General features: G+C 70.5%; 5 protein-coding genes. All 5 read right to left on the bottom strand.

Going from position 1 to position 15,244, the window contains the following annotated elements; all coding sequences use genetic code 11:
* Nucleotides 1-9: 9 nt before the first annotated feature.
* On the bottom strand, nt 10-1,170 hold the full coding sequence (locus tag AB0D53_RS23995; protein ID WP_362449868.1) for a cytochrome P450: 1,161 nt from the start codon (nt 1,168-1,170) through the stop codon (nt 10-12).
* Nucleotides 1,171-1,273: 103 nt separating this feature from the next.
* On the bottom strand, nt 1,274-2,329 hold the full coding sequence (locus tag AB0D53_RS23990; protein ID WP_362449822.1) for an NADP-dependent oxidoreductase: 1,056 nt from the start codon (nt 2,327-2,329) through the stop codon (nt 1,274-1,276).
* Nucleotides 2,326-4,050, bottom strand: coding sequence for an NAD(P)/FAD-dependent oxidoreductase (locus AB0D53_RS23985; protein WP_362449820.1), 1,725 nt, complete (start codon nt 4,048-4,050; stop codon nt 2,326-2,328). The genes AB0D53_RS23990 and AB0D53_RS23985 overlap by 4 nt, the downstream gene beginning before the upstream one ends.
* Nucleotides 4,051-4,070: 20 nt before the next feature.
* Complete coding sequence (locus tag AB0D53_RS23980) at nt 4,071-5,753, bottom strand: NAD(P)/FAD-dependent oxidoreductase (RefSeq protein ID WP_362449818.1); 1,683 nt, start codon at nt 5,751-5,753, stop codon at nt 4,071-4,073.
* The gene (locus AB0D53_RS23975) at nt 5,743-15,210 is read right to left on the bottom strand and encodes an amino acid adenylation domain-containing protein (RefSeq protein ID WP_362449816.1); all 9,468 of its coding nucleotides are present in this window, start codon (nt 15,208-15,210) and stop codon (nt 5,743-5,745) included. The genes AB0D53_RS23980 and AB0D53_RS23975 overlap by 11 nt, the downstream gene beginning before the upstream one ends.
* Nucleotides 15,211-15,244: the final 34 nt, after the last annotated feature.

Here is a 15,244-nt window from a genome sequence, read left to right as displayed (position 1 = left end):
CGGCCACTCCTACCAGGTGACGGCGATCCGTCGCGGGCTGCGGGAAGTGGTGCCCAGGTGCCACTCGACCTCTTCCGCGGGCGCGGCCAGACGCAGGCCGGGGAACCGGGCGGCGATCCGGTGCAGGGCGAGCTGGAGCTCCAGCCGGGCCAGCCAGGCCCCCAGGCAGTAGTGCGAGCCCGCCCCCAAGGCCAGGGTGGGCGCCGCCAGGGGTGCGAAGAGGTCGTCGAGCGGCCGGGGCGGAAACACATCGGGATCGCGGTTGGCCGCCCCGCAGTCGGCGAGCACCACCGAACCCGCCGGGATCGTCACGCCGCCGACCTCCGTGTCGAGGGAGGCGTGGCGCGCGGTCCCCCGGTCGTCACCGAGCGGAATCAGATGCAGCAGGCGCTCCGCCAGAGCCCCGGCGGCCTGTTCGTCCGCCCCAAGACGGGGCCAGACCTCCGGCCGTTCACCGAGCAGATAGAGCAGCGAATTGCCCAGCATCGTCATGGTGCTGTCATGGCCGCCGACGACCAACCCGCATACCAGATCGACGAGTTGTCCCTCCGGGATGCCGCCCTCCTCGTCGGCAGCCCTGACCAGCATGCTGGTCAGGTCCTCGCCCGGTGTGGCGCGCCGCTCGGAGAGCAGCTTCGCTCCGAAGGCGGCGAACTCCGACAGTGCGGAGGCCATTTCCTCCTCGGGGTGGGAGCCGTCGGAGAAGGCGTACTGACTCCAGTGGCGCAATTGCTCCCGGGCTTCGGTGTCGAGCCCCATCAGTCTGCTGATCACCGCGACCGGAAGCGGCAGGGTGAAGCCGGCCACCAGGTCCACCGGCCTTCCGCCGCAAGCGAGTTCATCCAGGCACTGTTCGACGATCGACTCGATCCAGGGCCGCCAGCGGGCGACGGCCCGCGGGGTGAAGGCACGCCGCATGGTGCGACGCAGGCGCAGATGGTCCTCGCCGTCCTGATTGAAGATCAGGTCGAGGCTGCTCACCAGCCCGGATTCGCCCGACAGCGACGGGGCGTCCGGCGGGTGCAGCAGTGCGCGCCCGAATCGGCTGTCGGTCAGGACCTTGCGGACGTCGGCGTAGCGGCTCACCAGCCAGGCCCGTGTTCCATCGGGTAACTCGACGGGCCGGGGCGGGCCGGGTGGGTCGAACGCCAGACGGTGCAGCGGGGGCATCTGCGGGCCGGGGCGGACGTGGGCATCGGCGTCGGCGGGGCAGGACACGGGACCTCCATGCTTGCGCGGGTACGGGCGGGATGCGGAGTCTGCGGGGCCGGCGTCAGAGTTCGACCAGCACCTTGCCCCGGCTGGCCCCGGTGTCCTGGTAGAGGCTCCGATAGGCGTCAGGGATGTTCTCGAAGCCGTGGTGAAGGGTGTGCCCGCAGCGCACCTCGCCCCGCCGGATCAGGCCCCCGAGCTCGTCGTGGAGCGCGCGCCAGTTCTCGTCGGTGAACCACTCCAGCGAGAAGATGCCCCGTACATGGGCGCGCGGGAACATGATGTACGGGAGCAGCCGGGGCCCCGTGACGTCACGGCCGACCTGGGTGGCCCACTGCCAGCACACGGCCACCTGGCTGTCGATGTTGAGCATGGAGAACACGGCGTCGGTGACGGTGCCGCCCAGATTGTCGAAGTACTTGTCGACGCCGTCCGGCGCGGCCCACAGCAGGGCGTCCCGTACGGCCTCGCTGTCGTCGCCGTGGCGGTAGACGACGACCGCGTCGAATCCCAGCTCGTCGAGGTAGTCCGCCTTCTCCGCCGTCGACGTGGTGCCCACCACCCGGGCGCCCGCGAGCTTGGCCAGCTGGCCGACCAGTGAGCCGACCGAGCCGGAGGCGCCGCTGACCACGACGGTGTCCCCCGGGCTGATCGACATGAACTTGGTCAGGGTGCCCCAGGCGGTCATGCCGGGGCCGCCCATGACGCTGAGCGCGGTGGGGAGCGGCAGCGCCTCGTCGTACCAGCCGGGGTCCAGGCGGCGGTAGGCCGGGAAGACCATCGGGAAGGTCCCGGTCTGCCACGGGGTGGGCGCGCCGTTGCTCACGAGATGGGTGCGCCAGCCGCCGAACCCCTGCACCAGATCACCGGGGCGATGGGCCGCCTGCGGACCCGCTTCCAGCACTTCCATGATCGAGTCGGCCCCCATGTGCGCACCGAGCGGGGTGTCCAGCGCGATGCCCTGGAGGTAGGGGTCCACCGATACGTAGCGCGTCCTCAGGAGCATCTCGTCCGGGGCCAGTTCGGTGTCGATCTCCTCCTCGACCTGCCCGTAGACCCTTTCGACGTCGGGAACGCCCTCGATGTGCTCGCGCACCACCCATTTCCTGGCCCTCATCCCGTTCCCTCTCTCTCGACGAGGGCCGGGCGGCCCTCTGCGACGGGCCGTGGCACCGGTCGCGGCCCCACCTCGATCACCCGGTGTGTCGGTGGCGGACCGCTCCGGTCGACGGACGCGGTGAACTCGCGCCCGTCGTCGCGGCAGACGAACTGCATCACGTGCCGGCCGGCCGCCGCGGCGCGGATCAGACCGCCCGTGGTGGCCCAGACACCGGACTGGTAGAAGTTCCGCAGCCCGGGCAGACCGGGGCCATGCTTCTTGACGAGCTCCTCCAGCGTTTCCCCGCTCTCCACGAACGGCTGCCAGCCGAGCACCGTGCCGTCGTAGTTGCCCGTGTAGCGGACCTGGGTGAGCGGGCTGGACACGTCGCGTACGGCGATGGCGTCCGAGATGCCGGGATGCTGTCGCTCCAGGAATGCCACGAGTGTCTCGCGGGCCCGGCGCTTGGCCGCGTAGTAGCCGCGGCCGTGGCGTACCGGAAGCGTATGGAGCTCCTTCCCGCCCCGGGTCCGGGTCGCCTGTTCCGGGCCCTCGTCCAGGGCACGCCAGGGGGCGATGTCACAGAAGTAGGTGACGTACGCGACGCTCGTCCCGGGCGGGGAGAGCTCGGGATAGTGCCTGTTGCGGAACTGGACGTTGATGCTGGGGTGCCGGATGCCGGTCAGTGCGGCCGCCTCCGTCTCGTCGAGCAGATAGGTGGTGCAGGGGTCGGCGTCGGGGAATTCCCGGCGCAGGCCGAGGAAGAGGGTGAAGTATCCCGGGAACACCATGCCGGGCTGTTCGATGGTCCGGGTGTAGAGGCGCTGGTACGCCTCGTTGAGATAGCGGCCCTTCAGCAGGTCCATCATCGTGGTGCGTCCGTCGCAGGCCGAGACGATGATGTCGGCGCGCAGTTCACGCCCGTCGCTGAGCCGTACCCCCACCGCGCGGTCGTCCTCGACCAGTACTTCCTCGACCTTGGCGTTGTAGGTCACCTCGCCGCCGAGCCCTCGGTAGCGCCGCTCGATCGACTCGGCCAGTCCGAGCGATCCGCCTTCGGGGACGCCTGCGGAGAGGTTGGCGTGCGAGGCGAGCTGGAAGTGGAAGGGCAGCACGGGGAAGGCCGGGTGCTTCTCGTACAGGATGAAGTTGAACGCCTCGCGCAGCAGGGGGTCCTTGAACCTGGCCGAGAAATCCGTCATGAGGACGCCGATGGATTTGCGCACGACGTTGAAGTACGGGATGAAGGAAGCCAGCATCCGCCAGCGCTCCATCGGCGGCATCAGGCCGACCGGTCTGAGGAAGGGATAGACGGCGAGGCATTTGCGGAAGGCGCGCAATTGTCTGCAGAATTCCCTGATCAGGGCGGAGTCGGCGGGTGAGAGCTCCGTGAGGTGGGCCTGGAGCCGGTCGGGGTCGGAGTAGAAGTACACCGCCCGGCCGCATCTTCCGCGCACGACGTTGAACACGTCGAAGTGCCGGACCTCCTTGCCCTGCAGCGCGCCGAGCTCCAGCCAGATCTGGTGCATCTCATTGCCGGGGCCGCTGCCCAGCAGCCAGCTGACGCAGGGGTCCAGCCTGAAGTCTCCGCGGTCCCAGGCGGTGCAGCAGCCGCCGGGCAGTTCGTGCATCTCCAGGACATGGGTCCGGTAGCCGTTCATCCGGGCGTAGCAGCCGGTGGAGAGACCGCCCAGCCCTGCGCCGATGATGATCATCGACTCTCGTTCGGTACGCGGCATGTCCCTGTTCTCCTCGGTGTTCATGTGCGGGTTTCACCACGCATGGACCACTTGTCGAGCTGGGGCAGCCGGCCCAGCTTCCCGGTGTGCCAGGGCTCGGTGCCTCGGCTCTCGGACGCCGTGAACCCGCGCCCCAGCTCGTCGCAGAGGTACTGGACGACGAACCGCCCGGTGGACGCGGCTCGGATCAGTCCGCCCATGCCGACCCACTGCCCGGCCATGGAGAATCCGCGCAGGCCTGGCAGGCGCATACGGTCCTTGCCGACCAGCTTGGCAGCGATGTCGTCGGCCTCGGAGAACGCCTTCCAGGCCAGGATGGAGCCGTCGTGGTTGCCGGTGTAGCGCCGGGTGGTCGCCGGGGAGGCGACATCGACCAGCTCGATGCGCTCCCCCACCCCTGGCAGCCGGCGCTCCAGGAATCCCCTGACGAAGTCGGCCACTTGGCGCTTCTTCTCGCGGTACTCCTTGCGGTCGGCGGCCCGCAGCTCCTTCCAGTACCCGAAGTCGCTGAAGTAGGTGCAGTGGACGACCGATCTGCCGGGCGGGGCGAATCCGTCCGAGTAGTCGGAGCGCAGCTGCACGACCACACTGTTCTGGAGCGCGCCGGGCAGTCGCTCGGCATCCTCCGGGGCGAGCAGATATGTGGTGCTGTGGGGACGGCCGGGGCCCAGCTCGCCCCGGATGCCGACGAAGGCGGAGACCACCGCGGGAAACAGGGCGCCGGGGCGGTGCAGCAGTTCGTCGTACAGCTTGTCGATCCGCGGTCCGGTGAACCGGCCCTCCAGAAGGCCGTGGATCGTGGTGTGGCCGTCGCAGGCCGAGACGACGTGGTCGGCGTAGTACCGCCTGCCGTTGCGCAGTTCGATGCCTACGGCACGCCCGTCCTCGACCAGGATCCGTTCGACGCGTGCCCGGTAGCTGATCCGGCCGCCCAGCGAGGTGTAGCGCTCCTCGATGGAACGGGACAGGCCCAGCGAACCACCTTGCGGGAAACCGGCGTTGTTGTGGTGGGCGCCGGCCATGTTGAACAGGTACGGCAGGAGCGGGAAGCCCTCCGGGTCCTGGAAGAAGATGTTGCGGAACGCCCGGCGGAGCAGCGGGTCCTGGAACCGGTCGGCGAACGCGTGCATCGGCGTCGAGGCCGTGCGCCAGAACAGCCGGAACGCGGGCAGGACGGTGCGCAGCAATGCCGCTCTCTCGCGTACGGTCCGCAGGGCGGGGGCGGTCAGGAACGGGTACAGCTCGATGTCGATGAACCTGCGCAGGTCCCGGCAGAACGAGCGGATCAGCCGGGCGTCGGCGGGCGAGAGTTCGAGCAGATGGCGTTCCAGCCGGTCGGGGTCGTTGTAGAAGGTCACGGAGCGGCCGGTCTCGTCGACGACCCGGTTGAACATCTCGAAGTTGGTGATGCTCTTGCCGTCGAGCGCCCCCAGTTCGCGCCAGACCTGGTTGGCCTCGTTGCCGGCGGCCGTGCCGATCAGCCACTCGATGCAGTAGTCGAAGATGTAGCCGTCGCGCGACCAGGCCGTGCAGCAGCCACCGGGCAGTACGTGCTTCTCGAAGATGCGGGTGTGCATCCCGTTCATCTGCGCGTAGCACCCGGTGGACATTCCCGCGACGCCGGCGCCGATGACGATGACCCGGGGGCCGTCGCCCTCCGCCCGGTCACGGGTGCTCCACTCGTCCTCCGCCTCATCGGGCATCGGGGCCCCCCTCCTGGAGGATGCCGCGCACCAGCTCGGCGTTGCGGGCCGCGTGCTTGGGGTCGAGCATGTCGGCGTGGATCCCGGAGCCACGCAGCACGGACGTGGCCGTGATCGAGCTGCCGTGCCAGGTGCCGCGTGCGTCGGCGGCGTAGAGGGCCGTCTTCTCCTGGTCGGTGACCACACTGACGGTCGCGGCGACCGTTCCGAGGTTCGGTGTGCGGCCGCTGAAGGCCAGGTACTCCGCCGCATGGTCCAGCGTCTCGCGGGCGACGGCGTCCGATCCGGTGTGCTTGCGCAGGTGTTCGGCCAGTTCCGCCTCGAAGAACTCGATGTGTTCGGGGCCGGGTACGTACGGTTCGAGGATGCGGTGCGAGTCCAGCACGATCACATGGGCGACCTCGCGTCCCCTGCCCTCCAGTTCCTTGGCCACCTCGAAGGCGAGGTTGCCGCCGAGCGAGTAGCCGAGCAGCAGGCAGCGGCCCTCGGGCCGGTCGGCCTCGACGAGGTCGGCGTACTGGGCCACCTTGTCCGCGCCGGGGACGTAGTTGAAGGCGATCAGCCGGTACTCGGGCAGCCTGGCGGCGAACTCCCGGTAGACGAGTCCGTGGCCGCCCGCCGGCGGGAAGCAGAACACGGTCCGTTCCTGATCACTGTTGAAGCTGAGGCAGGGCAGGTCGTCGAAGTCCGAGCCGGTGGCGATGCGCTCCAGCGACGCGGCCATCCCGTGCAGGGTCGTCACCCGGTACAGCAGGCTGACGGGGATGCCGACGCCGTACTCCTTGCGCAGCCGGTGGATCAGCTCGATCAGTTTGATGGAGCTGCCGCCGGCCTCGAAGAAGTCGTGTGTCAGCCCGGCCCGCTCCAGTCCGAGCAGTTCCTTCCAGTGCCGGGCCATGCTTACTTCGAAGGGTGTGCGCGGCTTCTCCTCGGGCTCGTCGTCCGCGTCGAACCGGGGCGCCGGCAGGGCGGCGTGGTCGACCTTGCCGTTGGCGGTCAGCGGCAGCTCCGGCAGGGTGACGAAGTGTGCCGGAACCATGTATGCGGGCAGCCGGTCGGCGAGGTGCCGGCGCAGCGCGCGCCGGTCCGGTACCGCTCCTTCGGCCGGTACGCAGTAGGCGCAGAGGACGTCCTCGCCCCGGGCGTCGGGACGCACCGTGACGACCGCGCGGACCAGGCCCGGCCACTGGGCCAGGTGGGCCTCGATCTCACCGAGTTCGATCCGGTGGCCCCGGAGCTTGATCTGGCCGTCGACCCGGCCGAGCAGATGGACCCGCCCGTCCGCGTCCCAGCGCGCCGCGTCCCCGCTGCGGTAGAGACGTACGGGGCTCGCGCCCGGCTCCCGGCTCAGGGTCCGGGTGACGAAACGCTGCTCCGTCAGCTCGGGGTCGCCCGCGTAGCCGAGGGCGACGCCGTCCCCACCGATCCATAGTTCGCCGGGCACCCCCGGCGGCACAGGTTCACCGTGCCGGTCGAGCACATGGAGTGTGCTGTTGCTCAGAGGCCGTCCGATCGGCACCGTCCGCCCGGGTTCCAGGTCGTCGACGGGCCCTTCGAAACAGGCGCTGTCGATGGTCGCCTCGGTGACCCCGTAGGAGTTGACCAGACGGGTCCCCGGCCCGCACAGCTCGTGCAGCCTGCGGTACTCCCCGGCCTTCCACACATCGGATCCGACGACCAGAAGACGCATGAAGTCCAGCCGCAGGCCCCGGCGTTCGCAGTGGTCCATGAGGCCGCGCACGACGGCGGGCACGAACTCCGCGCAGTCCACGCGCTCCTTGCGCATCGTGGTGTAGAGGCGCTCGGTGTCGAAGAGCAGATCCCGGTCGACCAGCACCAGGCTCCCGCCCGAGCACAGCGCACGCACCACGTCTCCGGTGAAGACGTCGAACGACGGGGCGGCCATCTGGAGGTGCACCCGCACATCGCGGTCCAGCCGGTACTCCTGGAGCCAGGCTCCGTACGCCGAGGCGAGGTTGCGGTGGCTGACCCGGACAGCCTTGGGGATGCCGGTCGAGCCGGAGGTGTGGATCACGTACGCGGGCGTGTCGGGGCCCACCGGGTGCTCGGCGCCTGAACCGGTCCCGCTCCGGTCGTCCGTTGCGGGCTCGGCCCCGTGCAGCTCGCGCAGCGTCAGTGTCGGAACCGGTAGTCCCGCCATCCGGTCGCGGCCCGCATCGTCCTCGGTGACGACCAGGGTGGCGCCCGCGGCCTCTACGGTCCGGGCGACGCGGTCGGCCGGATGGTCGGCCGGGACCGGGAGGTAGGCGCCGCCGGCTTTGAGGACCGCGAGCAGCGCGACGACGAGCTCGGGCGACTTGTCCAGGCAGAGCGCCACCACCGAGCCGGTGCCGGCCCCGGCGCCTCGCAGCCGCCGGGCCAGCTCTCCGGACCTGCGGTCCAGTTCCCCGTACGTCATCCGATGGGCCGTCCCGTGGGGCGTCGGAGCCGTGACGGCCACCGCGTCCGGGCGGCGGGCGGCGGCCTCACTGATCAGCCGGTGCACCGGCCGGAAGGCCTCCGTCTCGCCCGCTGCCGTGCCCGGGGGCGGCCCGGTGCGCCCGGCGCTGCTCCACTCGCCGACCAGCAGCTCGCGCTCCCGGGCGTCCAGCATCTCCAGCCGGGAGGTGGGCCGGTCCGCCGGGGCCCGGGTCATGCTGTCGAGCAGTGCGGTGTAGTGCGATGCCATCCGCCGCATGGTCTCCGGCAGGAAGAGGTCGGTGTTGTACTTCAGGACGCAGTGGAAGCGACGCTCCGCCTCGTCCTCGTAGACGGACAACGTCACATCGAACTGCCCCTCCTCCTCGGGGAGTTCGATGTACTGGAGCCGGTAGCCGTACTTCTCGGTGGCGACCTTGTGGGTGAGCAGGATGAACATGGCCTGGAACACCGCGGAGCGGCTGGGGTCGTGCTGCAGTCCCAGCTTGTCGACCAGCAGGACGAACGGGTACTCCTGGTTGTCCAGGCCGCCCAGCACGGTCGTACGGACCTCTTGCAGCAGCCGGGCGACCGAGGGGTCGCCGGACAGATCCGCGTGGAGTGGGAGCGGGTTGACGAAGTAGCCGTAGACGGAGGCGAACTCCTGCTCGGTCCGGCCGGTCACGGGGCTGCCCACGATGACCTGGTCCTGGCCGGAGTAGCGCTGCAGCAGAAGGTAGTAGGCGCCGAGCAGCACCATGAAGGGGGTCACGTCGTGCTGACGGGCCAGGGCGTGCACCCGGGCCGTCAGCGCGGTGTCCAGTACGAAGAACTCCGACGCCCCGTTGTGCGTCTGCACGGCGGGACGGGGTTTGTCGACGGGGAGCTCCAGGGTCGGGACCTCGGCCGGCAGGTGCGAGCGCCAGTAGTCGAGCATGCGCGGCGCGGCGGGCCCGGCCAGGAAGCGGTTCTGGGCGTTGAGGAAGTCCAGGTAGCGGGCGGTGACGGGCGGCAGCGAGGGGGCGTGCCCCTGGCGCAGCCCCTCGTACACCGCGAGGAGCTCCTCGATGAAGGTGAACGTGGAGATCGCGTCGGAGACAATGTGGTGCACCGCCTTCATGATCACCCAGCGGTCGTCGGCGCGCTTGAAGAGACGGAAGCGGAACAGCGGATCCCGCTCCAGGTCGTACGGCCTGCGGTACTCCGCGACGATCGTGCTGTGGATGTCCTCCCACTCCTGGTCCTGCACGTCGAACAGCGCGACGTCCGCGCTCGCCTCCGGCGACACCTGCTGCATGGGGGTGCCGTCCACGGTGAGGAAGTTGGTCCGCAGCGCGGGGTGGCGCGCCACCATGCAGCGGACGGCCTCGAACATGAGGTCGGGGTCGAGCTCGACCCGGATCTCGACCGCGCCGCCGATGTTGTACGCGTAGCCCTCGGGGTTGAGCTGCCTGAGGAACCACAGGGCCTTCTGGTTCTGCGTCAGCGGGTGGCGGAGTTCGTCCTCGAACACCTCCACCGCGGCAGTGTCGGCACCGCCGGCCTGATGAGCCACCAACTCGGCAAGGCTGTCATGAAGTTGGGTGATCAGCTCGACAACCGGAGTTCCGCTGAGCAGGGCCACCACGGGCGGGGCGACGCCGAGCTCGGAGCTGAGCCGGGCACGCAGCTCCATCGCCAGGAGCGAGTCGAGTCCCAGCGCGTTGAGCCCCGCCTGCGCGTCGATCCGCTCGGGCCCGGTCCGCAGCACCGAGGCGGTCAGCGCGATGAAACGTCCGGTGACCAGGGTCAGTCGTTCCACCGGGTCCGCTTCGCGGAAGGTGTCGAGGACGCCCTCACCCGGCCCGGTGGCCGTACCGGCGGGGGCCGCCTCCGCCAGATCGGCGACCAGTGAGGGCGGTGAGGCGTACCAGGCGAGGAACACCGGCCAGTCGACGACCGTCGCGACGAGCAGCTGGGCGCGGTCCTGACCGATGACGCGTTCCAGCACGGCCATGCCGACGTCAGGGGCGAGCGAGCTCATCCCGCGGTTGTGGAGGTAGTGGTCGACGAGCCCCAGCTCCTCGATCATGCCGGTGGCCCACGGGCCCCAGTCCACACTCAGCCCCGGCAGCCCGAGTGCCCGGCGGTGGTGGGCCAGTGCGTCCAGGAAGGCGTTGCCCGCGGCGTAGTTGGTCTGGCCCGCCGTGGTCAGCAGGGAGGCGATCGAGGCGAACAGCACGAAGTGGTCCAGCGGTTCGTCCCGAAGGTGGCGGTGCAGCAGGTAGGCACCGACGGTCTTGGGGTCGTGGGCCTCGGCGAACGTCCGGCGGTCCATGTCCCCGACGAGCGTGTCGCGGACCTGGCCGGCGAGATGGAACACGCCGCGGACCGGGAGCGGGTCGGTACGCCGGTGGGCATCCAGCCAGGACGTGAACGCGGCTTCGTCGGTGATGTCGAGCGGCGCCAGGACGACCCGCGCCCCGAGCGCCTCCAGCTCCTTGACGAAGGCGGTGGCACGGCCTTCGGCGGTGCCGGGGTCCAGGGCCCGCCAGGTGGAGCGCTCCGGCAGGACGGTGCGTCCGACCAGGATCAGACTGCGCGCCCCACGCCGGACGAGGGTCCGGCAGAGCAGCCGTCCGAGCGCTCCGAAAGCACCGGTGACCAGGTAGTTCCCGTCGGTGCGCAGTCGCAGCGGAAGGGGGTGCGTCAGCTGCTCGGCCTGCCGGATCCGGCAGGTGAGGCGGCCCGCGCCTCGCAGCGCGATCTCCTCCTCGTCGTCGGTCAGGAACTCACGCAGCAGCGCCCGGGCCTCGGCCCGGCGTCCGTCGTCGACGCACCGCGCGCCGGGGTCCAGGTCGATCAGCTTGCCGGGGTGGGAGAGCAGCTCCTGGTGCCGGAGCACCCGTCCGGCTCCCCACGCGGGTGCGCCCAGCGGCTCGACGGTTTCGCCGGGCGCGACGTTCTGCGCACCTCGGGTCACGATGTGCAGCCGGCCGGCCGCCTCGCGGCGCAGCAGCGTGCGGGCGAGCGCGATCAGCGAGTACGCCCCAGTGCCACTGTGCCGTACGAGGTCCTGCGGTGTGGCCTCGGCGAGGTGGGGCAGGTCGAGGTTCCACAGATGCACGATGTGGCCGACGGCTCCCCCGCCGCCGCTGCCTTCGCTGCCTTCGCCCAGGTCGGCGAAGAGCCGCTCCAGGTCCGTGGCGGATCCCGGGACGACCGTGAACCCGCCGCCTTCGCCGTCTCTTCGGTACGTGTCACCCGGGCGTACGAGGTGGCAGCGCTCGCCGCGCGTGGTGAGCAGGTCGCTCAGGGCGTCACCGAGGCCCTCGCGGTCGGCGAACACCAGCCAGTCGCCGCCGGTAGAGACGGAGCCGTCGCCGGAGCCGTCGCCGTCCTCGGCCGCTTCCTCGGCGGACCGGGAGGGGCTCTCGACCCAGACGGTCTCGGCGAGCCATGAGTCGATCGTGCCGAGGCCGACCGCCGTGGACGCCTTCTCCACGTCGGCTGCGTGGAAGCCGTGAATGCCGCCGAGGGGCTCGCCGCTCTCCGCGTAGAGGGTCATGTCCCCGACCAGCTCGTCCGCGTCGCCGCGGGTCACCGTCGCGTGCACCCAGATCGGCCGGTCCCCCACCGGGGCGAGGCGCAGCTCGTCGATCGACAGGGGAAGGCGGATCCCCGTCGTCCGCCGGTCCGGTTCGCCCACGCCTTCGGCTCCGGTGTCGGGCAGCTGCGTCGCCAGCAGCGACTGGAAGCAGGCGTCGAGCAGCACGGGGTGGATGTGGTGTCCGGCGGCGTCGTCACCGATCACCGTGGGCGGACGGAGCCGGGCGAGGACCTCTCCGGAGCCGATCCACACCTCTTCGATGGCCCGGAACGCCGGACCGTAGTGGTAGCCCAGGCCGGCGAGGGCCGCGTAGCAGTCCTCGCCGCCCAGCCGGCGCCGGGTGCGCGCCCGGAGTGCTTCGGTGTCGGCGGGGGGTCCGGCCGGGCGCGGCTGCCCCGAGCGCACGACGCCGCTCGCGTGCACCGGCCGGGCGCTCTCGTCCTGACTCGCCGACGCGATCGTGAACGCGGCGTTCTGCGAGGAGAGGGTCAGGCGTACGGCCCGGTCCTCGCCCTCGGGCAGGAACAGGGCCTTGCGGAACTCGATGTCCGTCAGGACGACATGGGTGCCGCCGGTCAGGGCGCGAACCGCCTGCGTGGCCATCTCCAGGTAGCCCGCCGCCGGGAAGACCACCGTGGACTGGATGCGGTGGTCGTCGAGGTAGGGCAGCCGCTCGGTGTCCAGTGTGGCGTGCCAGGTGGGCTCGGTGTCGTCGGTGCGGCGGCCCAGCAGAGGATGGTCGGCGCGGCCGAGACGGACCTGGGCGACGGGCGCGGGCTCCGTCCAGTAGCGGTCGCGTCGCCAGGGGTAGCGGGGCAGGACCACCGGTCTGCCCGTCGGGTGCAGGGTGTCCCAGTCGACGGGTACGCCGAGGTTGTGCAGCTCCGCCAGCGAAGCGGCGAAGCGCTCCGGTTCGTTCTCCTGACGGCGGATCGACGGCAGGGTCCGTGCGGCCGCTCCCCGGCTTTCGAGGCACTCGCGGATGGAGTGGCCGAGCACCGGATGGGGGCCGATCTCCAGGAAGAGTCCGTACCCGTCGTCGGCGAGCCGGTCGACGGCGGAGCGGAAGCGGACCCGGTGGCGGACGTTCTTCCACCAGTAGGACGCGTCCAGTTCGCTGCCGTGGGCCGTGCCTTCCTGCCCGGTCAGGTACACCGGAACCGTGGCCGCGCGGGGGTCGAGTCCCTCCAGCGAGGTGAGCAGTTCGTCCTTGATCGACTCCATGCCGGCGCTGTGGTACGGAACCTGGACCGTGAGGAACTTGTTGAAGACCTGCTCGGCCCGCAGCCCGTCCGCCAGCGCGGCCAGCGCGTCGCGGTCGCCGGCCAGGGTGACCGCCGAGGGGCTGTTGACCGCGGCCACGGACACCCGGTCCCCGAGCGCCGCCACCCGGTACTGCGCCTCCTCCTCGGGCAGGCTCACCGCGAGCATGGTGCCGGTGCCGGTCAGTTTCTGCTGGAGCCGGCTGCGGTGCACCACCACCTTCACCGCGTCCTCCAGGGTGTAGACCCCTGCCTCGTAGAAGGCGGCGACCTCCCCGGTGCTGTGACCGACCACGGCGTCGGGCCGCACGCCGTACTGACGCCACATGGCCGCGAGTCCCACCTGGACGGCGAAGTTGGCCGGCTGTGCGAGCCAGGTCTCGCCCATGCGCGACCCGGCTTCGTCGGCCTTCATCTCCTCGATGAGGGACCAGCCGGCGATCGAGCGGATGGCCCGGTCGCAGCGGGTGACCGCGTCCCGGAACGTCTCGTCGCTCTCCAGCAGTTGGCGGCCCATCCCCCACCACTGCGGTCCCATGCCGGTGAAGACCCAGACCAGGCCGCGCTGTTCGGCTTCGAGCTGCCTGCCCTGGACGACCCCCGGGTGCGGTTCGCCGCGCAGGAAGGCGGCGAGTGCCTCGTCCAGCCCGGCCCGTGAGGAGTACACGACGGAGAGCCGCGACTCCAGGTGCTGACGGCGGTGGGCCAGTGTGTGGCCCAGGTCGGGAAGGGACACCCCGGGCCCGTCGACGCCTGCCAGCTCGCGGCGGATGCCGGCCGCCACCTCCGGCAGGGCCTCCGGGGCACGGGCGGTCAACGGGAGGACGTTCCAGGCCCGTTCGCCGGTCGCGGCCGGGGGCGCGCCCCGCTCCGGTGCCTGTTCCAGCACGACGTGCGCGTTGGTGCCGCCGAATCCGAAGGAGTTCACCCCGGCCCGTGCGGGTCCTTCGTGCTGGGGCCATGCGGTCGGCTCGGTCGGGATGCGGTACGGGGAAGAGCTCTGGTCGATGGCGGTGTTGAGGTTCTCCAGGTTGATGTGGGGTGGGATGAGGCGGTGCTTGAGGCAGAGCACGGTCTTGATCAGCCCGGCGATACCGGCCGCCGATTCGGTGTGCCCGATGTTCGTCTTCACGGAGCCCACGTAGCAGGGGGCGTCCGGCCGGCGACCCTCGGCCAGCGCCCGGCCGAGTGCGTTCGCCTCGATGGGGTCGCCGACGGGCGTGGAGGTGCCGTGCGCCTCCACGTACTGGAGGTCGCCGGGCGTGATGCCGGCTTCGCCGCAGACCCGCCGGATGAGCGAGACCTGGGCGTCCGCGTTGGGCACGGTGATGCCGTTGGTCCGGCCGTCCTGGTTGACGCCCGCGCCGAGGATCACCGCGTGGATGGGGTCGCCGTCGCGCAGGGCGTCGTCCAGCCGCTTGAGCGCGACCAGACCGACGCCCTCGGCCCGTACGTAGCCGTTGGCGGTGGCGTCGAAGGCGCGTGAACGGCCGTCGGGCGAAAGGAATCCGCCCTTCGTCTCGGCGATGGTGTACTGCGGCGCCATGTGCAGCAGGACGCCACCGGCCAGCGCGAGATCGGTCTCCCTGTTGTTGAGGCTCTGGCAGGCGAGATGCACCGCCACCAGCGAGGAACTGCACGCGGTGTCGATCGAAAGGCTGGGCCCGCGGAAGTCGAAGCAGTACGAGAGTCGGTTCGAGACCATCGTCATCATGGTGCCGGTGGCGGTGTGGGCGGCGAGTGACGAGAATCCCAGGTCGGAGAATTGCAGGATCTTGTAGTCCAGCGTGAACGCACCGACGAACACTGCGGTGTTGCTGCCGGCGAGCTCCGCGGGCCGCTGGCCACCGTCCTCCAGTGCCTCCCAGGCGACCTCCAGCAGCTTGCGCTGCTGCGGGTCCATGTGGTCGGCCTCGCGCGGGCTGATGCCGAAGAAGGCGGGGTCGAACTCGTCGAATCCGTCGATGTATCCCCCGCGTCCGCCGATCAGACGTCCGGGTTTCTCCTTGTGTCTGCTGCCGAGGCTGCCGACGTCGTAGCGATCGGCCGGTGTCGGTGTGATGCAGTCCTTGCCCTCCATGAGATTCTGCCAGTACGCGCGGTGGTCGGACGCACCGCCGGGCAGTCGGCACCCCATGCCGATGATCGCTACTTTGTCGCTCACAGAGGCACTGTTCACGTCGGGCAAGGCTGTACTCCTAGAGTCGTGGCGCCGCGGCACG

Source organism: Streptomyces sp. NPDC048295 (assembly GCF_040652135.1).
Classification (GTDB): domain Bacteria; phylum Actinomycetota; class Actinomycetes; order Streptomycetales; family Streptomycetaceae; genus Streptomyces.
This window is presented reverse-complemented; position numbering and strand designations above follow the sequence as displayed.